The organism is Flavobacterium denitrificans DSM 15936, from assembly GCF_000425445.1.
Lineage (GTDB): Bacteria > Bacteroidota > Bacteroidia > Flavobacteriales > Flavobacteriaceae > Flavobacterium > Flavobacterium denitrificans.
On record NZ_AUDL01000008.1, the window covers coordinates 453,989 to 476,103 of the forward strand.

22 protein-coding genes are annotated in these 22,115 nt (G+C 34.7%); 6 read left to right on the forward strand and 16 right to left on the reverse strand.

The window, feature by feature from the left end; all coding sequences use genetic code 11:
- Positions 1 to 6: 6 nt before the first annotated feature.
- The 9 genes from rpsS to rpsL form a co-directional block, all read right to left on the reverse strand.
- The gene (gene rpsS, locus H600_RS0105655; protein WP_008464288.1) at positions 7 to 285 is read right to left on the reverse strand and encodes a 30S ribosomal protein S19; all 279 of its coding nucleotides are present in this window, start codon (positions 283 to 285) and stop codon (positions 7 to 9) included.
- 6 nt (positions 286 to 291) lie between these two features.
- Entirely contained in the window at positions 292 to 1,116 is an 825-nt protein-coding gene (gene rplB, locus H600_RS0105660) for a 50S ribosomal protein L2 (RefSeq protein ID WP_026727875.1), read from the reverse strand.
- Positions 1,117 to 1,125: 9 nt separating this feature from the next.
- Complete coding sequence (gene rplW, locus H600_RS0105665) at positions 1,126 to 1,416, reverse strand: 50S ribosomal protein L23 (RefSeq protein WP_008464286.1); 291 nt, start codon at positions 1,414 to 1,416, stop codon at positions 1,126 to 1,128.
- Between the two features lie 7 nt (positions 1,417 to 1,423).
- Positions 1,424 to 2,053: a 50S ribosomal protein L4 gene (rplD, locus tag H600_RS0105670; RefSeq protein WP_026727876.1), complete on the reverse strand. Its 630-nt coding sequence runs from the start codon at positions 2,051 to 2,053 to the stop codon at positions 1,424 to 1,426.
- Positions 2,053 to 2,670, reverse strand: a complete 618-nt coding sequence (gene rplC / locus H600_RS0105675) for a 50S ribosomal protein L3 (protein ID WP_026727877.1) — start codon at positions 2,668 to 2,670, stop codon at positions 2,053 to 2,055. Before rplC ends, rplD begins: the two co-directional genes overlap by 1 nt.
- 406 nt (positions 2,671 to 3,076) lie before the next feature.
- A complete protein-coding gene (gene rpsJ / locus H600_RS0105680; RefSeq protein WP_007803605.1) occupies positions 3,077 to 3,382 on the reverse strand; it encodes a 30S ribosomal protein S10 in 306 nt (101 codons plus the stop codon).
- 10 nt (positions 3,383 to 3,392) lie between these two features.
- Complete coding sequence (gene fusA, locus H600_RS0105685; RefSeq protein ID WP_026727878.1) at positions 3,393 to 5,549, reverse strand: elongation factor G; 2,157 nt, start codon at positions 5,547 to 5,549, stop codon at positions 3,393 to 3,395.
- A gap of 11 nt (positions 5,550 to 5,560) precedes the next feature.
- Positions 5,561 to 6,037 carry a 30S ribosomal protein S7 gene (rpsG, locus tag H600_RS0105690; RefSeq protein ID WP_026727879.1) on the reverse strand — a complete coding sequence of 159 codons (477 nt, stop codon included), beginning with the start codon at positions 6,035 to 6,037 and terminating at the stop codon, positions 5,561 to 5,563.
- A gap of 24 nt (positions 6,038 to 6,061) precedes the next feature.
- The gene (gene rpsL / locus H600_RS0105695; protein WP_007136570.1) at positions 6,062 to 6,445 is read right to left on the reverse strand and encodes a 30S ribosomal protein S12; all 384 of its coding nucleotides are present in this window, start codon (positions 6,443 to 6,445) and stop codon (positions 6,062 to 6,064) included.
- A 167-nt stretch (positions 6,446 to 6,612) separates the two neighbouring features.
- Between rpsL and H600_RS0105700 the strand changes: the two genes are divergently transcribed.
- From H600_RS0105700 to H600_RS0105720, 5 genes are all read left to right on the forward strand, one after another.
- Positions 6,613 to 8,331, forward strand: a complete 1,719-nt coding sequence (locus H600_RS0105700; RefSeq protein WP_026727880.1) for a BamA/TamA family outer membrane protein — start codon at positions 6,613 to 6,615, stop codon at positions 8,329 to 8,331.
- A gap of 85 nt (positions 8,332 to 8,416) precedes the next feature.
- Entirely contained in the window at positions 8,417 to 11,647 is a 3,231-nt protein-coding gene (locus H600_RS0105705; RefSeq protein WP_026727881.1) for a SusC/RagA family TonB-linked outer membrane protein, read from the forward strand.
- Positions 11,648 to 11,657: 10 nt separating this feature from the next.
- Entirely contained in the window at positions 11,658 to 13,145 is a 1,488-nt protein-coding gene (locus tag H600_RS0105710; protein ID WP_026727882.1) for a SusD/RagB family nutrient-binding outer membrane lipoprotein, read from the forward strand.
- A gap of 87 nt (positions 13,146 to 13,232) precedes the next feature.
- Entirely contained in the window at positions 13,233 to 13,967 is a 735-nt protein-coding gene (gene rlmB / locus H600_RS0105715) for a 23S rRNA (guanosine(2251)-2'-O)-methyltransferase RlmB (protein ID WP_026727883.1), read from the forward strand.
- A 52-nt stretch (positions 13,968 to 14,019) separates the two neighbouring features.
- Positions 14,020 to 14,823 carry a DUF2490 domain-containing protein gene (locus H600_RS0105720; protein WP_026727884.1) on the forward strand — a complete coding sequence of 268 codons (804 nt, stop codon included), beginning with the start codon at positions 14,020 to 14,022 and terminating at the stop codon, positions 14,821 to 14,823.
- Between the two features lie 6 nt (positions 14,824 to 14,829).
- On the opposite strand, the gene H600_RS0105725 is transcribed toward H600_RS0105720, so the two are convergent.
- Together H600_RS0105725 and H600_RS0105730 are read right to left on the reverse strand one after the other, a co-directional pair.
- Positions 14,830 to 15,333, reverse strand: coding sequence for a hypothetical protein (locus H600_RS0105725; protein ID WP_035108381.1), 504 nt, complete (start codon positions 15,331 to 15,333; stop codon positions 14,830 to 14,832).
- A 64-nt stretch (positions 15,334 to 15,397) separates the two neighbouring features.
- Positions 15,398 to 16,162, reverse strand: a complete 765-nt coding sequence (locus H600_RS0105730; RefSeq protein WP_026727886.1) for a rhomboid family intramembrane serine protease — start codon at positions 16,160 to 16,162, stop codon at positions 15,398 to 15,400.
- A gap of 181 nt (positions 16,163 to 16,343) precedes the next feature.
- On the opposite strand from H600_RS0105730, the gene H600_RS0105735 reads away from it, so the two are divergent.
- The gene (locus tag H600_RS0105735) at positions 16,344 to 17,621 is read left to right on the forward strand and encodes a replication-associated recombination protein A (protein WP_026727887.1); all 1,278 of its coding nucleotides are present in this window, start codon (positions 16,344 to 16,346) and stop codon (positions 17,619 to 17,621) included.
- Between the two features lie 13 nt (positions 17,622 to 17,634).
- Here the strand turns inward: H600_RS0105735 and H600_RS0105740 are convergent, their stop codons facing one another.
- The 5 genes from H600_RS0105740 to H600_RS0105760 form a co-directional block, all read right to left on the reverse strand.
- Complete coding sequence (locus H600_RS0105740) at positions 17,635 to 18,432, reverse strand: hypothetical protein (RefSeq protein ID WP_026727888.1); 798 nt, start codon at positions 18,430 to 18,432, stop codon at positions 17,635 to 17,637.
- A gap of 2 nt (positions 18,433 to 18,434) precedes the next feature.
- Positions 18,435 to 19,121, reverse strand: coding sequence for a YjjG family noncanonical pyrimidine nucleotidase (locus H600_RS0105745; RefSeq protein ID WP_026727889.1), 687 nt, complete (start codon positions 19,119 to 19,121; stop codon positions 18,435 to 18,437).
- 3 nt (positions 19,122 to 19,124) lie between these two features.
- Positions 19,125 to 19,814, reverse strand: a complete 690-nt coding sequence (radC, locus tag H600_RS0105750; RefSeq protein ID WP_026727890.1) for a RadC family protein — start codon at positions 19,812 to 19,814, stop codon at positions 19,125 to 19,127.
- Between the two features lie 178 nt (positions 19,815 to 19,992).
- Positions 19,993 to 21,348 carry a UDP-N-acetylmuramate--L-alanine ligase gene (locus H600_RS0105755; RefSeq protein WP_026727891.1) on the reverse strand — a complete coding sequence of 452 codons (1,356 nt, stop codon included), beginning with the start codon at positions 21,346 to 21,348 and terminating at the stop codon, positions 19,993 to 19,995.
- Between the two features lie 56 nt (positions 21,349 to 21,404).
- On the reverse strand, positions 21,405 to 22,091 hold the full coding sequence (locus H600_RS0105760) for a tetratricopeptide repeat protein (RefSeq protein WP_026727892.1): 687 nt from the start codon (positions 22,089 to 22,091) through the stop codon (positions 21,405 to 21,407).
- Between the last annotated feature and the right edge of the window lie 24 nt (positions 22,092 to 22,115).

Genomic DNA, 22,115 nt, shown 5'->3' on the forward strand with positions numbered 1-22,115 from the left:
CTTCTTTTATTTTTTACCTTTATTTTTTGCTCCAGCATGACCTCTAAAAGATCTAGTTGGTGAAAACTCTCCTAATTTGTGACCTACCATGTTTTCTGTTACGTAAACTGGTACAAATTGACGGCCGTTATGAACTGCGATAGTTTGTCCAACGAAATCTGGTGTAATCATTGAAGCTCTAGACCAAGTCTTTACAACTGCATTTTTACCACTTTCTACGTTTTCTTGAACTTTCTTGTCTAATTTATAATGAACGAAAGGTCCTTTTTTTAATGAACGTGCCATATCTTATTATTTCTTTCTACGTTCTACGATATACTTGTTACTCGGGTTTTTCTTAGAACGAGTTCTGTAACCTTTAGCTGGCAATCCGTTTCTTGAACGTGGATGCCCTCCAGATGAACGTCCTTCACCACCTCCCATTGGGTGATCAACTGGGTTCATCGCTACTGGTCTAGTTCTAGGTCTTCTTCCTAACCATCTTGTTCTACCTGCTTTACCAGATACAACTAATTGGTGGTCAGAATTAGAAACAGCTCCAATTGTAGCCGAACAAGTTAACAAGATTAATCTTGTCTCACCAGATGGCATTTTAATTGTTGCATATTTCCCGTCTCTTGCCATTAACTGAGCAAAAGTTCCTGCTGAACGAGCAATAACAGCTCCTTGTCCTGGACGTAACTCAATACAAGATATAACAGTTCCAAGAGGAATTCTGCTTAAAGGTAAAGTATTACCAATCTCTGGTTGAGATTCTGGCCCAGAAACTAATTTCTGACCAACTTTCAATCCGTTTTGAGCGATAATATAAGTTTTTGCCCCATCAGCATAAGCTAATAAAGCAATAAACGCAGTACGATTTGGATCGTATTCGATTGATTTCACTGTAGCTGGAATTCCATCTTTAGTTCTTTTGAAATCAATAATACGATATCTCTGCTTGTGACCACCACCCGTATAACGCATGGTCATCTTTCCTTGACTATTTCTACCTCCAGAGTTTTTTATCGGCGCTATCAAAGAGCGTTCCGGCTTATCAGTTGTAATGGCGTCATAACCATTCACAACTCTAAATCGCTGACCTGGGGTAATAGGTTTTAATTTTCTTACTGACATTTTTCTATCTTAGATATTGTTGTAAAAATCAATTGTTTCTCCTTCTTGTACTTGAACAATTGCTTTTTTGTATGCATTTGTCTTTCCACTGATTAAACCACTTTTAGTGTATTTAGTAGATCTATCTGGTCTCACATTCATTGTGTTAACAGAAACGATAGTTACTCCATAAGCAGCTTCAACAGCTTTCTTAATCTCAACTTTGTTTGCTTTTTTGTTAACAACGAATCCGAAGCGATTTAGAACTTCACTTTCTTTGGTTACTTTTTCTGTTACTATAGGTCTGATAATGATGCTCATATTCCTATTATTTACTTAAATTTTCTTCAATTAACTCTAAAGAACCTTCCAAAAGCACTAAATTATTAGCGTTTAATATTGCGTAAGTGCTTAATTCTGAGCTAGTTACGACATTTGAAGCCTTTAAATTGCGTGACGACAAATATACATTTTTATTTGACTCACCCAACACGAATAGAGATTTTTTATTTTCTAACCCTAAAGCTTTCAAAACGTTAATGAAATTTTTAGTGTTTGGCGCTTCAAAATTAAAGTCTTCAAGAACTACAATATTTGATTCTTTTGCTTTAATTGAGAAAGCTGATTTTCTAGCCAATCTTTTCAAGTTTTTATTCAATTTGAATGAATAACTTCTTGGTCTTGGCCCGAAAACTGTTCCTCCTCCTTTAAACAAAGGATTCTTAACACTTCCTGCACGAGCAGTACCAGTTCCTTTTTGTTTTTTAATCTTACGTGTACTTCCAGTTACTTCAGCTCTTTCTTTAGCTTTGTGAGTACCCTGTCTTTGATTAGCAAGATATTGCTTAACATCAAGATATACAGCGTGATTGTTTGGCTCAATTGCGAATACTGAATCAGAAAGTTGAACTTTTCTTCCAGTATCTTTTCCGTTGAAATCTAATACTTTTACTTCCATTACTTCTGAATGATTACGTAAGAGTTTTTGTGTCCTGGAATACATCCTTTAACAACAAGTAGGTTCTTTTCAGCAACTACTTTTAAAACTCTAAGGTTTTGAACTTTTACATTTTCTCCTCCCATTCTTCCAGCCATACGCATTCCTTTGAATACTCTAGATGGATAAGAAGAAGCTCCTACAGAACCTGGCGCTCTTAAACGGTTGTGCTGACCATGAGTAGCTTGCCCAACACCACCAAAACCGTGACGCTTAACAACACCTTGGAAACCTTTACCTTTAGACACACCTTGTACATCTACAAATTCTCCTTCTTCAAAAATAGAAACATCAATAAGATCCCCTAATTTTTGTTCAGTTGCAAAATCTTGGAATTCAACGACTTTTTTCTTAGCAACAGTTCCAGCTTTCTTAAAGTGACCCAAAGCCGCTTTCGTAGAATGTTTCTCGTTTTTGTCATCGAAACCAAGTTGCAACGCTTCATACCCGTCAACCTCATTGGTTCTGACTTGGGTAACAACGCATGGACCAGCTTCGATTACTGTACAAGGAATGTTTTTCCCGTTTTCGTCGAAAATACTAGTCATGCCGATTTTCTTACCAATTAACCCAGACATAAATATTAATTATTAATTACTAAAATTCCCTTCAATTTGAAAATAACAGAAATTTCCAAACAGGGAGTGCAAAAGTAGTTATTAAAATTGAATATACCAAACAGTTACAAAAATTAAATCGCTCATAATCAAAATCCAAGCTCAAAACAAAGACTAAAAACGACCTTTTTTACCCCGAAATTCAATCTTATTTTTTCCTTCAACAAACAAATAACACTTAACAATTAATTAATAAAATCACAACAAAAAAACTTCGCATCGCTTTAAAACAAAGGCATTTATACAAATTTTCCAAATAAATCCAACCTTAAATCCCCGTAAAAAGACACTGTGAAAGCTATTTTAAAAAACAAAAAAAAGCGAGACATTTCTGACTCGCTTTTTATATGAAAAAAATATAAAAAAATTATACTTTTATCTCTACTTCAACACCACTTGGCAATTCAAGTTTCATTAAAGCATCAATAGTTTTAGATGAAGATGAATAAATATCAATCAATCTCTTGTATGACATTACTTCAAATTGCTCTCTCGCTTTTTTGTTAACGTGCGGAGAACGCAATACAGTGAAAAGTTTTTTGTGAGTTGGCAACGGAATTGGACCTGTTACAACCGCTCCAGTAGTTTTTACTGTTTTTACGATCTTTTCAGCAGATTTATCCACCAACATGTGATCGTAAGATTTTAGTTTTATTCTGATTTTTTGACTCATTTTCTTTAAATTAAGCGTTACCTTTTGCTTTTTTGATTACCTCTTCTGAAATATTAGAAGGTGTTTCTGCATAGTGAGAGAACTCCATTGTCGAAGTAGCTCTACCAGAAGATAATGTTCTTAATGTAGTTACATAACCAAACATTTCTGATAAAGGCACATCAGCTTTGATAGTCTTAGCACCATTTCTATCACCCATGTCATTAACTTGACCTCTACGACGGTTCAAGTCACCTACGATATCACCCATGTTTTCTTCAGGAGTAATAACTTCGATTTTCATGATTGGCTCAAGAATAACAGCTCCAGCAGCACGTCCAGATTCTTTATAACCCATTCTAGCAGCTAATTCAAAAGAAAGAGCATCAGAATCCACAGGGTGGAAAGATCCGTCTAACAAAGTTACTTTCAAACTATCAACAGCGTATCCAGCCAATGGACCTGTTTTCATAGCCTCACGGAAACCTTTTTCAACAGCAGGGATATATTCTTTAGGAACGTTACCACCTTTTACCTCGTTAACGAACTGTAATCCAACTGGAACTTTACCATCAACTTCATCAGCAGGCTCGATTCTAAATACGATATCACCGAATTTACCACGACCTCCAGATTGTTTTTTGTACGTTTCTCTATGTTGAGCAGATTTAGTAAACGCCTCTTTGTACTCTACTTGTGGCTCACCTTGGTTAACCTCTACTTTAAACTCACGTTTCATACGATCAACTAAGATATCTAAGTGAAGCTCACCCATACCAGAAATAATAGTTTGACCTGAAGCCTCATCAGTTCTTACAGTAAATGTTGGATCCTCTTCAGCTAATTTAGCCAAAGCCATACCCATTTTATCAACGTCAGCTTTAGTTTTAGGCTCAATAGCAATACCAATTACTGGCTCTGGGAATTTCATAGATTCCAAGATAATTGGGTGCTTCTCGTCAGATAAAGTATCTCCAGTTTTGATATCTTTAAATCCTACAGCAGCTCCAATATCTCCAGCCTCAATAAATTCGATTGGATTTTGTTTGTTAGCGTGCATTTGGTAAATACGAGAAATTCTCTCTTTGTTACCAGAACGAGTATTTAAAACGTAAGAACCTGCATCTAAACGTCCAGAGTAAGCACGGAAGAAAGCTAAACGACCAACGAATGGGTCAGTAGCAATTTTAAATGCCAAAGCAGCGAACGGCTCTTTTACATCTGGTCTACGAATAATTTTAGTTTGATCTTCTTCTAATAATTCAGCATCATCAGGGTGAATTCCTTCAATACCTTCTTTATCTAATGGAGATGGTAAATACTTACAAACTGCATCCAACATAAATTGAACACCTTTGTTTTTGAAAGAAGAACCAGCAAGCATAGGAATGATTGCCATATCGATAGTAGCCGCTCTTAAAGCGTTGTTGATCTCTTCTTCAGTAATAGAATTTTCATCTTCCATGTACTTATCTAAAAGATTTTCATCATAAGTTGCAATCTCTTCGATAAGGATAGAACGGTAATGCTTAACATCATCAACCATATCAGCTGGGATATCCACAACGTCAAAAGTAGCTCCTTGAGTTTCATCATGCCATACGATAGCTTGATTCTTAACTAAGTCAACAATACCTTTAAAATCTGCTTCATCACCAATAGGCAAAGTAATTGCAACCGCATTTGATTTCAACATATCTTTAACCTGTCCGCATACAGCTAAAAAGTTAGCACCTTGACGGTCCATTTTATTTACGAATCCCATACGAGGAACTCTATATTGATCAGCAAGTCTCCAGTTAGTTTCTGATTGAGGCTCAACACCATCAACAGCACTAAATAAGAAAACCAAACCATCAAGTACACGCAAAGAACGGTTTACCTCTACAGTAAAGTCAACGTGTCCAGGAGTATCAATAATGTTAAAGTGGTATGGTAACGATTCTGGAATAACTTTACCTTGTACAGTTGGAAAGTTCCAGGTACAAGTTGTAGCAGCAGAAGTAATTGTAATACCTCTTTCTTGCTCTTGAGCCATCCAGTCCATTGTTGCAGCACCATCGTGTACCTCACCAATTTTGTGTGACTTTCCAGTATAAAAAAGAATACGCTCAGTTGTTGTTGTTTTACCAGCATCAATGTGAGCAGCGATTCCGATATTTCTTGTATATTTTAAATCTCTAGCCATTTCTTTACGAATTAAAATCTAAAGTGAGAGAATGCTTTGTTAGCCTCTGCCATTTTGTGAGTATCCATTCTTTTCTTAACCGCAGCACCTTCTTCTTTAGCAGCAGCTAAACACTCTGACGCTAAACGTTGTGCCATAGATTTTTCATTTCTTCTTCTAGAATAAAGTATCAACCACTTCATTGCCATAGAAATTTTTCTGTCTGGACGAATTTGCATTGGGATTTGGAATGTAGCTCCACCAACTCTACGGCTACGTACTTCTACGTGAGGCATAACGTTTGTTAAAGCATCTTTCCAGATCTCTAATGAAGTTTTCTCATCATTTTGCTTTTTAGTTTCAATGATATCAATAGCATCATAAAATACTTTAAAAGCTGTAGATTTCTTACCATCCCACATTAAGTTGTTCACAAAACGTGTTACTAATTGGTCGTTAAACCTTGGATCCGGTAAAAGTGGTCTTTTCTTTGCCGCTCTTTTTCTCATGTCTTTTTCTTAAAAGTTTTTAAATTACTTTTTTGCTTCTTTTGGGCGTTTAGCACCGTACTTAGATCTTCTTTGCGTTCTTCCTGCAACACCTGACGTATCAAGCGCTCCACGAACGATGTGATATCTAACACCTGGTAAATCTTTTACCCTTCCACCTCGCACTAATACTATCGAGTGCTCTTGTAGATTGTGTCCTTCTCCTGGGATGTAAGCATTCACCTCATTACCATTTGTCAAACGTACACGCGCAACTTTACGCATTGCAGAGTTTGGTTTTTTTGGTGTAGTAGTGTAAACACGCGTACAAACCCCTCTTCTTTGAGGACAAGAATCTAAAGCAACCGATTTACTCTTCTTAGTGATCTGAGTTCTTCCTGTTCTTACTAATTGTTGAATTGTTGGCATAATTAATACTAAAAATTATTATGTTTATTAAATTCCCGCTTTTTACGGGGTTGCAAATGTATAAAATATTTTTCACTATACAAACGTTAAACCATTAATTTTCAATAACCTTATTTATGCTTATGATTTTACAAACAAAGAATAGATATTTGCAATACTTTTAACAAATGAAAAACCAGCTTTTGAAACTCATTTCCCAAATACTCTTTTTTTGCTTTATGAGCTACTCTGCTTATACTCAAAATTTACATCTGACAATAACAGGAAACAATGAAGCTGAAAATCAAATTATTGACTCATTAACATACAAGACCAATCATCTCAATTTAAAATCATTATTTGACGAAGTAAAACAAACATCTGAAAAACTGTCTCAAATTGGATACTTAGAAAACAACATTCTACATACTATTCAAATAAACGACAGTACTTACAGCTCTAAAATAGAACTAAAAACCCAAACTAAATTTATACATATATATATAGGTATAAACAATTCTTTATTTTATTTTGAAAAAACAAAAAACGACACTATAATTCTCCCATACAACGAAGTCGCGAATTATTTGAATCAAAAAATAATTGACGCCGAAAAACAAGGTTTCGCCCTAAGCAAGATCAAATTAGAAAACATCAAAAAAAAGAATACCATAATGTACGCTGATTTAAATTTTAAATCAGAAAAAAAAAGAATCATAAACTCAATTATTTTAAATTATGCTGATCCAAAAGGAAAGGATTTTTTTCCGAAAGGGCATTTAAAACAATTGAACAAAAAATACTTAAACAAAACATTCAATCAAGAAACTACACAACAACTTTATGACGACATAAACAGCTACGAATTTATTTCGCAAACCAAATATCCTGAAATATTATTTACAACTGACTCAACCAAAATCTATACCTACATTGAAAAAAGGAAAGCAAATACTTTTGACGGATATGTTGGATTTTCAAATGATGACAATGATAAAGTCAACATAAATGGATACATAGACATTACACTCCTAAACACTCTTCACTCAGGAGAACAATTTTCCTTGTATTGGAAAAGTGACGGCAATCAACAAAAAACATTCAATACCCGACTAGAAATCCCATATATATTTAAATCGGCACTAGGAGTAAAAGCACAGCTAAATATTTTCAAACAAGATAGTACTTTTCAAAACACAAAAACCGCAATTGATTTAGGCTATTATTTAAATTACAATTCCAGAATTTATGCCGGATACCAATCAACAGAGTCAAGCGATATTCAAAATACAAACAACTCACTTATCAGCGATTTCAAAAATGCGTACTTTACATCGAGCTTTGACTATAAAAAAGTAGATCACAAAAACAATCTTATTCCAAGAAAAGCGCTAGTGAACTGGATTATTGGCTACGGAAAGAGAGACACCAACAACGATCCCGAAACAGCAGGACCAAGCACACAGTTTTACACGAACTTAAATGCGTCTTACAATTTTGAGATTAACCCTAAAAATTTCATTAACATAAATTCACAAAATTTTTACCTCAGTAGCAAAAACTACATTTCCAACGAATTATTCCGTTTTGGGGGAATGAATTCGATTCGTGGTTTTTTAGAAAACAGCCTACAATGTAATTTCAATTTTCTAATTCTGACCGAATACAGATATAAATTTTCCAATAACATTTATGCGCATACAATTGCCGATTATGGTATCTACCAAGATTTAACATCAACAATCGAACCCAACAAAACAAAAAAACTAATCGGACTTGGACTTGGAACTGTTTTGCAAACACCAAACGGGCTACTAAGGATAAACCTTACAAACGGCGGGAAAAATGCTCAAGAATTACAATTATATAACACTATAGTAAATATATGTTATAATGTTAAATTTTAGTAGTAACCGAAAAAAGTTTAATCTAATATTAGGATAGTTAACAAATTATTAAGAGTTTTGCGATACTAATTCAAAATATTTAAAAATGAAACTAAAGTTCAATGGATTCTTAGTACTTTTCTTAGTACTAGTGGCGCAACTTACTTTTGCGCAAGAAAGAGCCGTTTCGGGAACTGTTTCTGATAATGCAGGAATGCCTTTGCCAGGTGTAAGTGTATTAGTTAAAGGAACAAAAGCTGGAACGCAAACTGATTTTGACGGTAAATTTACTATCAAAGCATCATCAAGCCAAGTTTTGGTATTTAGCTACATTGGGATGAAAACTCAAGAAATAGCTGCGAGTTCATCTGTAGTTAATGTAAAAATGGCTGGAGATGCTCAAGAACTTGAAGGTGTTGTAGTTACAACAGCTTTAGGTATTAAAAGAGAGAAAAAATCTCTAGGATATGCTACTCAAAAAATTGATGGAGACGAGGTAAACAAAACACCTTCAACTAACTTTGTTAACAGTATGTCTGGTAAAGTTGCCGGTCTTCAAATCAAAAACAACAACAACTTAGGTGGATCTACAAACGTTGTAATTAGAGGTTACAAATCTATTGGTTTCAACAACCAGGCTTTATTCGTTATTGATGGAGTTCCAGTTGACAACAACGAGGTTCTTGGTAACACATCTTCACAAAAACAAGCTGGTGCTGGTTATGACTATGGTAACGCTGCTTCTGACATCAACCCTGCAGACATCGAATCTGTAAACGTTTTGAAAGGTGCTGCTGCAACTGCACTTTACGGATCTAGAGCTGCGAATGGTGCGATCATGATCACAACTAAAAAAGGAAAACAACAAAATGGTCTTGGAGTTTCTTTGAGTTCAAGTGTTAGTATTGGTACTGTTGACAAATCTACATTTGCAAAATACCAAACACAATATGGACAAGGTTATTTTCCATCTTTCAGAACTACTTTTGATGTTGATGGTAACGGTAGTTTAGACAACACAGTAAGAACAAACCATGATGCTTCATTTGGTCCTGCTTACGATTCTTCTCTAATGGTTTTTGGATGGGATTCATTTGTTCCAGAATCTTCAACTTACAAAACTGCACGTCCATGGCAAATTGCTAAGCACGGCCCAATTGATTTCTTTGAAAACCCTGTTGTAAACACTAACACAATTGCTGTTAATGGTGGAAATGACAAAGGAACTTTCAACTTATCTTACACTAATTTAAGCTCAACTGGTCTTATGCCAAACAGCGAGCAAAAGAAAAACTCTTTCTTAGGTAATGCTAGCTATAAATTAACTGACAAATTAACTGCTTCTTTCTTTGCTAACTATGTAGTTACAGATACAAAAGGAAGAAACGGAACTGGATACAACGGTAACTTAGTTTCTGGATTCAGACAATGGTGGGGTACTAACGTTGACGTATTGGAGCAAAGAGCTATCTACCAACAAACAGGAAAAAACTATACTTGGAATGCTAACAGCCCAACAAATATTACTCCTGCTTTCTGGAACAACCCTTACTTCCAACTTTACGAAAACTACGAAAGTGATACAAGAAATAGATTCTTAGGAAATGCAAGTTTAAACTACAAAATCACAAGCTGGTTAGACGCAACTGGTAGAGTTTCTGTGGATACTTATTCAGATTTCCAAGAAGAAAGAAGAGCTAACGGTTCTTACGCTGGAGATCCATTCGGTATTGCTAGAAGCAATGAAGAATCAGGATACCAAAGACTTAACAGAAACTACTCTGAGTTTAACTACGATTTGATGTTAAACTTCAACACTAACTTAAATGAAAATTTAAACTTAAAAGGAGTAGCAGGTATCAACATTAGAAGACAACAAGTTGATCAAATTTTAGCATCAACTTCAGGAGGTCTTTACGTTCCAAAATTATTTGCTTTAACTAACTCTGTAAACACGGTTGAAAAACCAGTTGAAGCTATGTCTGACAAAGGAGTAAACGGATACTATATCAGTGCTTCTTTAGGATATAAAGATTATTTATTCCTAGATGCAACATTAAGAAGAGACGTTTCTTCTACGTTACCAAGTGATAACAATGAGTACTACTATCCTTCTGTTTCTGGAAGTTATGTTTTCTCAAACACATTACAACAAGATTGGTTAACATTAGGAAAAGTTAGATTAGGTTATGCAGAAGTTGGTAACGATGCACCTTTTGCTAAAACATTAGATACTTACACAAGTAACTCTCCATTTGGAACTCCATTATACTCTGTTCCATCAACAAGAAACAATCCTGATTTGAAACCAGAAAGAACAAAAAGCTGGGAAGCTGGTTTAGAGATGCAAATGTTCCAAAGAAGAGTTGGTTTAGATTTATCTGTTTACAAAACTAACACTGTAGATCAAATTGTTGACTTGCCAGTTTCTGAAGCGACAGGTTATACTAAATTATTCAAAAACGTAGGTAACATTGAAAACAAAGGTATCGAAGCTACTTTAACTTTAGTTCCTGTTAAAATGGAGAACTTCACTTGGACAATGGTTACAAACTGGGCAAAAAACAAAAACAAAGTTATTGCTTTAGATGAAGGTATCGATAACTACCAACTTGGTTCTTTCCAAGGAGGAATCACAATCAACGCTACAGTTGGTCAACCGTACGGAACAATCCAAGGATCTGATTACGTTTACTTAAATGGACAAAGAGTAATTGATCCTGCAACAGGAAAATACCAAATTACTGGTACAAATGATAATGTAATTGGAAACTTTACACCAGACTGGACAGGTGGTATCAACAACATCTTTAATTACAAAAGATTCTCTTTCAGCTTCTTAATCGACGTACAACAAGGTGGCGATGTATTCTCTCTTGATAGATGGTATGGAGAAGGTTCTGGTTTATACACTAACACGGTTTACACAAACGACTTAGGAAATCCAGTAAGAAATACAATTGCTGATGGTGGTGGACACATCCTTCCAGGTGTTTATCCTGATGGAACACCAAACACAACAAGAATTGAAGCTAATGACGGAACTGACGGATCATTCGGTTACTTAGGTTCTGCAAATAAAGACTATGTTTACGATGCTTCTTATGTTAAACTTCGTGAGCTAACATTAGGTTATACTTTTGACAAAAAAGTATTAGGCGGTGCATTTCAAGAACTTTATTTAGGTGTATCTGGAAACAACTTATGGATCATCCATAAAAACTTGCCAGATGCTGATCCTGAAGCAGGTTTAAGTGCTGGAAATTTACAAGGATACCAATCTGGGGTTCTACCAACAACAAAAACTTTTGCTGTAAATTTAAAAGCTAAATTCTAATTAAGAAAACATGAAAAAAATAATTATATTCATAGGAATATTAACGCTTACATGGGGATGTAACGATGATAGCCTAACCGATTTAAACGTAGATACCAAAAACCCTAGCTCTGGAGTTCCATCTGGTGCTTTACTTGGTAATGCGGAAAAGGATCTTTTTGACCAAATGACCAATACTAATGTTAACACAAACGTTTTTAGACTTTGGGCTCAACATTGGTCAGAAACAACGTATCTTGACGAATCAAACTATGATATCTTACAGAGAAACGTTCCAGATGGCCACTGGCAAATCTTGTACCGTGATGTACTTAAAGACTTGAAAGAGGCTACTAAACTTACTGATGCTGAAGAAACTGTAACTCCAGCTGAGCTAAAAATAAAAACAAACAAGCTTGCTATTATTGAAATTTTGAATGTTTATACATACACTATTTTAGTTGATACATTTGGTAATGTTCCTTACACTGAAGCATTAGACCCAGATGCACACCCAAGCCCAGCTTATGATGATGCAAAAGTAATTTATGCTGATTTATTCAAAAGATTAGATGCTGCAATTGCTAAACTTGATGTTTCTGCAAAAAGTTTTGGAGAATCTGATTTCATCTATGCTGGAGATGTTGCACACTGGAAAAAATTTGCAAATTCATTGAAATTGCGTATGGCAATTACAGTTGCTGATGAACCAACTTTAGCCGCTACAGCGAAAACTGCTGCTGAGCAAGCTGCTGCTGCTGGTCTTATTGCTTCTGCTGCTGACAATGCAACATTACAATACAAATCAACTCAACCAAATACAAACCCTTTATATGAGGATCTTGTAACAAGTGGAAGATATGATTTTGTTGCTGCTGCACCACTAGTAACAAAAATGAACACACTAAATGACCCAAGAAGACCAAACTACTACATTCCAGTTGGAGGTGTATTTGTTGGTGCTCCTTATGCTCAAGGTGTAGATTTTGAATCTTACTCTTCTGCTGGTGACCCAGCTGATGATGAAGGAGATCATACAAGATTATTAGACCCAACATTAGAAGGTTTATTACTTGACTACACTGAAGTTGAGTTTTACTTAGCTGAAGCTGTTGAAAGAGGTTTTGCTGTTGGTGGTACTGCTGCTGGGCATTACAACAATGCAATTACATCTTCAATCCTTTACTGGGGTGGAACTAGTGCAGAAGCAACTGCTTACTTAGCTCAACCAGCTGTTGCTTATGCAACAGCAACTGGTACTTGGAAACAAAAAATTGGTGAGCAAGCTTGGATTGGTTTCTACAACAGAGGTTATGAGGCTTGGACATCTTGGAGAAGATTAGACTTCCCAGTTTTAACTGCTCCATCTTCTGCAGTTCCTGCTGCTGAAGGACAAGTTCCAAAAAGATTTACTTACCCAGTATTAGAACAAACATTAAATAAAGCTAACTATCAAGCTGCGGGAACTGCAGTAGGTGGCGATAAGCTTAAAACAAAACTTTTCTGGGATAAATTCTAATTTTAAACCGAAAGTCTTAATATTAAAACCACTCTGTTCATTCAGAGTGGTTTTTTTTTATATAAACAATATACCTATATTTGCAACATGGAAAAAGAACATCAAATATTTGGAATTAGAGCCATTATAGAAGCAATTCAGGCAGGAAAAGAAGTTGACAAGGTATTTATACAAAAAGATATTTCTGGAGAATTAATGAAAGATTTAATGAAGGTGATGAAACGTGCCAACATTAATTTCTCTTACGTTCCTGTTGAAAAACTAAATCGCTTGACGCCAAATAATCACCAAGGTGCTGTTGCAACAATATCACCGATTGGTTTTATGGAATTAGAACAATTAGTTGAATCAACAATTGAGTCTGGTGCTAAACCTTTATTTTTAATTTTAGACCAAATTTCTGATGCAAGAAACTTTGGAGCTATTATCAGAACTGCAGAATGTACTGGTGTAAATGGAATCATTATTCAAAAAGCAGGATCAGCTCCTGTAAATGGCGACACAGTGAAAACTTCAGCTGGAGCTGTTTTTAATGTACCAATCTGCAAAGTTGAGCATATCAAAGACGCAATATTTTATTTGCAAGGATCAGGAATCAAAACAGTTGCCGCAACTGAAAAAACAGATCAAAACATTTACGACATAACATTGAGTGAACCTGTCGCAATCATTATGGGTTCTGAAGACAGAGGAATAAATCCATCAGTACTAAAAATTGTAGACGAAAAAGCAAAACTACCAATGTTTGGATCAATTGGCTCATTAAATGTCTCAGTAGCCTGTGGCGCATTTTTATACGAAACGGTTCGTCAAAGAAGTTAAACCGCATCACAGTTAGGATTAGAATGAATAATTAAATTCCAACAATTAATTAATGCTTTCAAAATCTGATTTAAAACAAAAACGCACTTTTTTCCGATTGCTGTTTGTTCTTTTTATAGCAACAAACAGCTACGGACAAAATACCACATATAATCAATTTTGGAATGAAATTCAGTTCAATCAGACGATAAACAAAAAATGGTCTACTGAAATAGATGTGGCTGCAGCTTACAGTGGAACAGAATCTTCGTCAAACATCTTTGAAAATACTATTCAAAGATCTTTTAGGGCTTGGGGACATTACTATTTTTCCCCACGATGGAAATTCTCTACTTTCCTAGCTTATTTCAACAACAAAGACGTTCCGGAAATTGGGCAATTTGAATCACCAGAATGGCGTTTTGCACTTCAAGGAATTTATTATTTTCATAAAACTGGCTACACCTTAAGCACGCGAATGCGCACTGAATTTCGCCATATGAGAAATCAAGATGATGATTATGAAAACGTATTCAGGTACAGACAACAAATAAAATACATCCAACCGCTAAACAGCAAAGTATTGAGATCTGGCGTCGTATATGCAATAGCATCTGATGAACTTTATTTCAAATCTGGAGCAAAAGTAACTGGAGAAAGTTTCTTTGACCGAAATAGATTAAATATTGGGGCTGGCTATTTATTTACTGATGACATTCAGTTTGAGTTAACATATTGCAATGAATACCTTCCTAGAAACAGTGGAAATCAAGTAACAAATGCAGCTTCGGTTACTATTACTTTTAATAATCTAATTAGAAATCTTCAAAAGAAAATAAAACACAATGCGCAAAGTGAAATTAAAGACGAAGACTAAACTATATCAATCTTCTTTTTTCAAAAAACATTCAAGCTGTTCCCTAATAGCATCTTTATGAAGCTTGAAATTATAACTTCTTATAAACTCCGTCCCTTGCATATTGATTTCTGCAGTCACAGCATCAAACTGAGAAAAAGAACTCACATCATTTTTATCAATTAAATACAGTACCTGCATGATTGAATCATTATGAATATACTGCGTATCATAATGTGTCAATTTGTAGATTTTATTATCTGCTAAATGTATGATTAAATCATCTTTGATTTTTTTCCCTTCTTTTTTTGACGGAAAAGGAGTTGGTTGCAAAGCAATAAAATAATGTTCTTCGTCTGTAACAATATTTATTTTTAATGATTTAGTGTTTGTGGTATAAAAGACTGCAGGTTCAAAATAATACATCATTGTACCGTCTGCGAGCACTTTATTCTTCACATCACATTGTGCGATAGTCTCGAAGCTGATTAAAATAAAAAAAATCAAAATTGCATAACTGACCATTCTCATACTAAACCAAATTAAAATACTCCTAACAAAAATAATCTTTTTAAATCAAATCCATAATCAACATTTAGGATTTATCCTGTGATTCTGTTTTGGTTACAACATAATAAACCGGAAAGTTTGAACTAAAATAAGTATTGCCCAAATCTTCATCTACTTCAGGTTTTTCAACAGGAACAAAATTTCCGTTGTCATCAAAATGCTTCATGAAAGGATCATTTTTTGGGTTAAAGTCGGGTCTTTGCCAATCGTAAACAATAGGTTTGGCATATTCTGGCGTTTTATAAAGAAATGAAAGTACAAATCCAGTAATTAAACCTGCTAAATGACCTTCCCAAGAAATTGCAGCATCAACATCAGGAAAAACATACCAAATCATTCCCCCATATAATAAAATTACTGATAGCGAAAGCGCAACCAAACGATAATAGCCCGTTTGAATTCCTTTAAAAAATATAAAACTCACCAAAACATAAATCAATCCGCTTGCTCCAATATGATAATTTTCGCGACCAATAATCCAAGTTATTAAACCCGAAAATAAAATTCCATAACCAATAACCGGAACAGTTTGTTTTGGATAGAAATATTGCAATGCTGCCAACAAAACCAAAAGCGGAATTGAATTATTGTATAAGTGTTCCAAATTTTCATGAATAAAAGGACTAAACAAAATGCCTTGCAAACCCGAAAAATCCCTTGGATAAATTCCGTTTTGATAAAAATCAAAATCAAACCGAATTTGGAACCAGTATACGATCCACAAAAAAAGGACAAAAAATAAAGGAAGCCCTATTACAGCAGTAGAAAATTTAAAATCTTTATCATTCATCTTTTAAGAAATCAATTCAATTATTGGCATCAAAAAACTATCCAAATCTAATTTACTGATAAAATGTCAGGAGCAAGTATCATCGTATAAAATTGTTATCGTCAGTAACAAAAGTTTATCTGAAAGAAAGGTTTAACTTCTCAAAACAATAAAATATATTCTAAAATAGTAATTTTACAAAATGGAAGCACCGTTAGCCGAGCGTATTCGCCCACAGAAATTAGAAGATTATGTAAGTCAGAGTCATTTGGTTGGCCCAAATGGATCATTGACGCAACAAATTTCAAAAGGAATTATTCCATCATTAATCTTTTGGGGGCCACCAGGAACGGGAAAAACCACATTGGCACAAATTATTGCACAGGAGTCAAAACGTCCGTTTTATATCCTTAGCGCGATAAACTCAGGCGTAAAAGACATTCGCGACGTAATTGACAAAGCAAAACAAAGCGGCGGCTTGTTTACTGCTAAAAATCCGATTTTATTTATTGACGAGATTCATCGTTTTAGCAAATCACAACAGGACTCGCTTTTAGCAGCAGTCGAGAAAGGCTGGATCACTCTAGTTGGTGCAACAACTGAAAACCCAAGTTTTGAAGTTATTCCTGCATTATTGTCGCGTTGTCAGGTTTACATCTTAAATGCGTTTACAAAAGAAGATCTCGAGGCGCTATTGCATCGCGCAATGAAAGCAGACACTTACCTTGCTTCAAAAAAAATAATTTTAAAAGAAACTGAAGCTTTATTACGACTTTCAGGCGGAGATGGTAGAAAACTGCTCAATATTTTTGAGCTAGTTGTAAATGCTTCTGCAGGCGATGAAATTACAATCACAAATGATCGTGTTTTTGAACTTGTGCAACAAAACACTGTTTTATATGACAAAACGGGTGAACAGCATTATGATATTATTTCTGCATTTATAAAATCCATTCGTGGAAGCGATCCCAACGGAGCTGTTTACTGGCTTGCTCGAATGATTGAAGGCGGCGAAGATGTAAAATTCATTGCGAGAAGAATGCTGATTTTAGCAAGCGAAGATATTGGAAATGCCAATCCGACGGCATTAATAATGGCTAACAATACTTTTCAAGCCGTAACAACTATTGGTTATCCTGAAAGCCGTATTATTCTAAGCCAATGCGCAATTTACTTAGCAACATCTCCTAAAAGTAATGCTTCTTATATAGCAATTGGAAATGCACAGCAATTGGTAAAACAAACCGGAGATCTGCCGGTTCCGCTTCATTTAAGAAATGCACCAACCAAACTAATGAAAGAACTGGGTTATGGTGATGACTATAAATATTCGCATGATTATGCCAATAATTTTGCTGAACAGGAATTTTTACCTGATGCCATAAAACAAACGGTTCTTTACAATCCGGGGAACAATTCTAGAGAGAACAGTACCCGCGAATTTTTAAAGAACCGCTGGAAAGATAAATACGGTTATTAAACCGAATTTTATTTTAGAATTTAACTGAAACTTTTTCAGAAACTAATTTATCATTCTGATAATATTCGAAAAACCATTGATTGTCTTTTGCATTCAAAGATCCTTGTATTCCATCTTTAATAGCGATGAATGAATCTGGACGAGATGTTTTCAACAATTTCATTACCACTTTTGGTGTTTTGTCAATTAACTGAAATCCGTTTTCAGTTGGTTGAGCATACAATAAATTGGGGTCAGTAATATCTGCAACTGGAGTTGCTACTGCTGTTTGCACAGGTGTTTGAGCTGGTTTTGCCACTGCCGCAACCGCAACTGGAGCTGCAGTAATCATACCCGCTTTTCCGCTAGGAGTTACCGCTTTTCCACTATACTTATAATGAAGACCGTTGATTGAAATAAAAGCCATATTCAAACTTTCTCTATACGCTGCTTCATAATCCTTTTCTTTACTTTTCCCAATTTCTGAAGTGTAAACTACTGTACCGTAGCAATCTTTTAGCTCCACAAAAAGTTTAGTCACTAAAAAGCCGCTGTCTTTTTTTACATCCATATATAAAAGTTGGCAACGATCATTAAGTTCCGCCGGAAGTTCTTCATTTGCATAAAACGCCTGAAAACCAGCTTTAGTTAAATTTCCTTTGCTTATAGTTGCCATTCTGTATTGATTGTCAGATTTTAAGAAATCATATTTCAAAGGCACGATAACTGCTTTATAATCATTAACAGCTTGTGAAGACTGAGCAGACTGAGCAGATTGTGCAAACCCAACAACTGAAACAAAAAGCACAGTCAGCAAAAATTTAATTTTCATCATTATAAATATTTTTTAAGTTCTAATAAATGGTTTATTTGTTTAATATTTTGAGCAACATCTATTTTTTTTTCATTAAAAAAAATGGCATCCAAACCTGCATTCAATGCACCGTTAACATCCGCATCCAAACAATCTCCAATCATGATACTGTTTTCTTTTGAAGCGCGTGCCAAATTAACAGCATAATCAAAGATAATACTATTTGGCTTTTTTACACCAGCCAATTCAGAATTTGTAATAGTATTAAAATAGCCTGAAAGCATGGCATTATTAATTTTCTTGTCTTGAACTTTTGCAAAACCATTTGTAATGATATGCAAGCGATATTTTGGTTTTAAATATTCTAAAACCTCTATTGCACCATCAAAAAGATGATTATTATCTGTCAAAAACTCAATATAGTCATTTGCAATTTCATTTATATTTTCATCTGACATCTCGCAGTTCAATGCATCAAATGAAAGCTTTAATCTGTTGTAACGCAATTCGACATGAGTTATTTCATCGTTTTGATATAACTTCCAACAAGACTGATTTATAGGGATATACTTTTCAATAAAATCTTCGGTTTTTATTTCCGGAAATTTTGCTTTGAAAATACGATCAAAAGCCATTTCTGAGTTTTTGTCAAAATCCCAAAGTGTATGGTCTAAATCAAAAAAGACATCGGTAATAGTGGTATTCATAATCTAAAAAATTCCTTCATCTACAAAACTATAATATTTTGATTCAGTTATGATCAAATGATCCAAAACTTTAACATCTAAACTTTCTCCCGCTTGTTTGATTCGCTTTGTAATTTGTTTGTCGGCTTCGCTTGGCAATACATTTCCCGAAGGATGATTGTGGCACAAAATCAAGCTCGTAGCTCCATTTTCAAGTGCCAATTTAAAAACCAAACGAACATCAACAATAGTCCCCGTAATACCACCTTTGCTCAATTGCGATTTCGAAATTACTTTATTCGAATTATTCAGAAAAAGCACCCAAAATTCTTCATGCGCCAATTCGCCAATTATTGGAAGCATCAATTCAAAAACCAATTTACTAGAAGTTATTTTAATTAGTTCAACCGCATCTTCAGCACGTCGTCGGCGACCAAGTTCTAGTGCCGCAATAATCGCAATAGCTTTCGCCTCTCCTATTCCTTTAAAATTCATTAATTGAGAAATCGACATTTTTCCCAAAACATTTAAACTGTCCGCACTCGCCAAAATCCTTTTGCTTAAATCAACAGCCGATTCGTTTCGGCTTCCCGAACCAATCAAAATTGCAATCAATTCAGCATCACTTAAAGCGTTTTTCCCTTTCAGCATTAATTTTTCACGCGGCCTATCATCTTCTGACCAATTGGTAATTGGGAAATGAGATTTTTCCATAATAAAATAAATTTTCAAAAAGCGAAGATATTTAAAAAGAAAGAAAAATCGCTCAAAATAAAATTAATGAGAAAATGTGGCAATTAGAAAATTAGATAATGAAAAAATTCTAAACCAAAAAAAAGCCGATTGTCTGTAACAATCGGCATATTATCTCATTGACTAATTGACAAATTATCTAATTAACCAGACCTTTTACTTCGTCAAAATTCAAACCTCCGTAATTTCCTGAACTCATTAATAAAAGTGCTGAATTGTCTAAATTTAAATTGAACAAATATTCTTCAAATTCAGCAGGATTAGTATAAATAATTAAATCTTTTCTGTTGAATGCGGTAGCAATTTGTTCGTATGTTACTTCTTCCAATTGTTTAATTTTTACAGCATCTGGCGAATAAAAAACAACTGCAACATCAGCATATTCTAATGCACCTTCATATTCTTTCAAAAATTCGGCGTTTAAACTGCTGTATGTATGCAATTCTAAACAAGCGACTAATGTTCTGTTTGGATATTGTTCTTTTACTGCTTTCGTAGTTGCGGCAACTTTACTTGGTGAATGCGCAAAATCTTTATAAGCTACTTTTCCTTTTCCTTCAGCAATTTTTTCCAAACGTTTTGAAGCGCCTTTAAAACTTGCAATAGCTTCATAGAAATCAGCTTCATCAACGCCCATATTTTGGCAAATCCATTTGGCTCCGGCAAGGTTATTTAAATTGTGCGCTCCAAAAACTTCAATCGGCATATCACCTTCTGGAGTTTCTAACAAAGTTACTCCGTCGCTAACTTTGTAATTTGGAGTTGAATAAGCCAATTTGCGAATTGGGTTTGTTGCCGCTTGGGCCACACGTTTAACTTCAGGATCATTTTCGTTATAAACCAAAATTCCTCCATTTGTAATTTTCTCAATAAAAATTTCAAATTGTTCAACGTAATTTTCATAAGTTGGAAATACATTGATATGGTCCCAAGCGATTCCAGAAATCAAAGCAATATTTGGCTGATATAAATGGAATTTCGGACGTCTGTCAATCGGCGAAGACAAATACTCATCACCTTCCAAAACCATGAAATCATTTTCTTCTGTCAAATGCACCATTGTGTCAAAACCTTCCAATTGTGCGCCAACCATATAATCAACCGCAATATTATGATAATGCATTACGTGCAAAATCATCGAAGTAATTGTAGTTTTTCCATGTGAACCGCCAATTACAACACGCGTTTTATTTTTAGATTGCTCGTATAAAAATTCTGGATAGGAGTAAATTTTTAATCCCAATTCTTGCGCTTTCAGCAATTCTGGATTATCTGCTTTTGCGTGCATCCCTAAAATGATTGCATCAATATCTGCAGTTATTTTTTCAGGAAACCAACCTAATTCAGCTGGCAATATTCCTTTTTTCTCTAATCTTGATTTTGATGGTTCAAAAATAGCGTCGTCACTTCCAGTAACCTGATATCCTTTGTTATGCAATGCTAACGCTAAGTTGTGCATTGCACTTCCGCCTATCGCGATGAAATGTGTTTTCATTTAAATTCCAATTATTAATCCCGATAGCTATCGGGACAAATTCCAATTAATTTTTTTTAAGCTTCGAATTTTCGTTTAAGATCCTGCGCTTTTCGAGGATCTTTAAATTTGTTCAAATATAAATTATATAATTTTTGAAACGTGACTTTTGAATTGCCAATTTCATGCGCTTTTTTATAATTTTTTTCGGCCGAATCATATCTTTTAAAATATTCGTCAATTCGTCCTTTTGACAAATAACCGTCAATTGGAGAAAATTGTGCCAATTCATTTGAATATGCGAGTGCTTTTGATTCGCTTCCACCAAGAATTCCAGGTAATTGCAAATAAATTTCGATCAAAGCCCACCTAGCCTGAACATGTTTCGGGTTGAGTTCAATTGCTTTTTCAAAAGCTTCTTTCATATCGCCAACCATACCAAAAGCTTTGATTCTATTCACTTCTAAAGAATGCATTGCCAAACAGCCTCCATATTTAAAAAAATAATCGGCTACAGTGGGTTTCAATTCTTTCAATTTTTTGAAATATTCTGCGCCTTTCACCCAAGATTTTTGGTGCGCCGAAATTTCACCCAAATACTCCAAAGTTTTCAAATCTGATGGATTACTTTTCAAAATTCCTTCAAAAAGCAATTGGGCTTCAGTATATTTTTTAGACTGAAATAATTTTTCTGCTTTATCAAAATTAGATTGCGCCCAACAACATATTGGAACAATTAAAAAGAAAATCAGCAGCTTTTTCATATCTCAAAAATAAGGAAATAAAAA

What these genes read in the sequence shown, in the direction of transcription:
- H600_RS0105720 (WP_026727884.1), top strand. Translation starts at nt 14,020, where the DNA reads ATGCTTTCAAAATCTGATTTAAAACAAAAACGCACTTTTTTCCGATTG.
- H600_RS0105735 (WP_026727887.1), top strand. Translation starts at nt 16,344, where the DNA reads ATGGAAGCACCGTTAGCCGAGCGTATTCGCCCACAGAAATTAGAAGAT.
- H600_RS0105710 (WP_026727882.1), top strand. Translation starts at nt 11,658, where the DNA reads ATGAAAAAAATAATTATATTCATAGGAATATTAACGCTTACATGGGGA.
- H600_RS0105730 (WP_026727886.1), bottom strand. Translation starts at nt 16,162, where the DNA reads ATGAATGATAAAGATTTTAAATTTTCTACTGCTGTAATAGGGCTTCCT.
- H600_RS0105755 (WP_026727891.1), bottom strand. Translation starts at nt 21,348, where the DNA reads ATGAAAACACATTTCATCGCGATAGGCGGAAGTGCAATGCACAACTTA.
- rpsJ (WP_007803605.1), bottom strand. Translation starts at nt 3,382, where the DNA reads ATGAGTCAAAAAATCAGAATAAAACTAAAATCTTACGATCACATGTTG.
- H600_RS0105740 (WP_026727888.1), bottom strand. Translation starts at nt 18,432, where the DNA reads ATGAAAATTAAATTTTTGCTGACTGTGCTTTTTGTTTCAGTTGTTGGG.
- H600_RS0105725 (WP_035108381.1), bottom strand. Translation starts at nt 15,333, where the DNA reads ATGAGAATGGTCAGTTATGCAATTTTGATTTTTTTTATTTTAATCAGC.
- H600_RS0105700 (WP_026727880.1), top strand. Translation starts at nt 6,613, where the DNA reads ATGAAAAACCAGCTTTTGAAACTCATTTCCCAAATACTCTTTTTTTGC.
- rpsS (WP_008464288.1), bottom strand. Translation starts at nt 285, where the DNA reads ATGGCACGTTCATTAAAAAAAGGACCTTTCGTTCATTATAAATTAGAC.
- H600_RS0105745 (WP_026727889.1), bottom strand. Translation starts at nt 19,121, where the DNA reads ATGAATACCACTATTACCGATGTCTTTTTTGATTTAGACCATACACTT.
- rplW (WP_008464286.1), bottom strand. Translation starts at nt 1,416, where the DNA reads ATGAGCATCATTATCAGACCTATAGTAACAGAAAAAGTAACCAAAGAA.
- rplC (WP_026727877.1), bottom strand. Translation starts at nt 2,670, where the DNA reads ATGTCTGGGTTAATTGGTAAGAAAATCGGCATGACTAGTATTTTCGAC.
- fusA (WP_026727878.1), bottom strand. Translation starts at nt 5,549, where the DNA reads ATGGCTAGAGATTTAAAATATACAAGAAATATCGGAATCGCTGCTCAC.
- radC (WP_026727890.1), bottom strand. Translation starts at nt 19,814, where the DNA reads ATGGAAAAATCTCATTTCCCAATTACCAATTGGTCAGAAGATGATAGG.
- H600_RS0105705 (WP_026727881.1), top strand. Translation starts at nt 8,417, where the DNA reads ATGAAACTAAAGTTCAATGGATTCTTAGTACTTTTCTTAGTACTAGTG.
- rplD (WP_026727876.1), bottom strand. Translation starts at nt 2,053, where the DNA reads ATGGAAGTAAAAGTATTAGATTTCAACGGAAAAGATACTGGAAGAAAA.
- H600_RS0105760 (WP_026727892.1), bottom strand. Translation starts at nt 22,091, where the DNA reads ATGAAAAAGCTGCTGATTTTCTTTTTAATTGTTCCAATATGTTGTTGG.
- rpsL (WP_007136570.1), bottom strand. Translation starts at nt 6,445, where the DNA reads ATGCCAACAATTCAACAATTAGTAAGAACAGGAAGAACTCAGATCACT.
- rlmB (WP_026727883.1), top strand. Translation starts at nt 13,233, where the DNA reads ATGGAAAAAGAACATCAAATATTTGGAATTAGAGCCATTATAGAAGCA.
- rplB (WP_026727875.1), bottom strand. Translation starts at nt 1,116, where the DNA reads ATGTCAGTAAGAAAATTAAAACCTATTACCCCAGGTCAGCGATTTAGA.
- rpsG (WP_026727879.1), bottom strand. Translation starts at nt 6,037, where the DNA reads ATGAGAAAAAGAGCGGCAAAGAAAAGACCACTTTTACCGGATCCAAGG.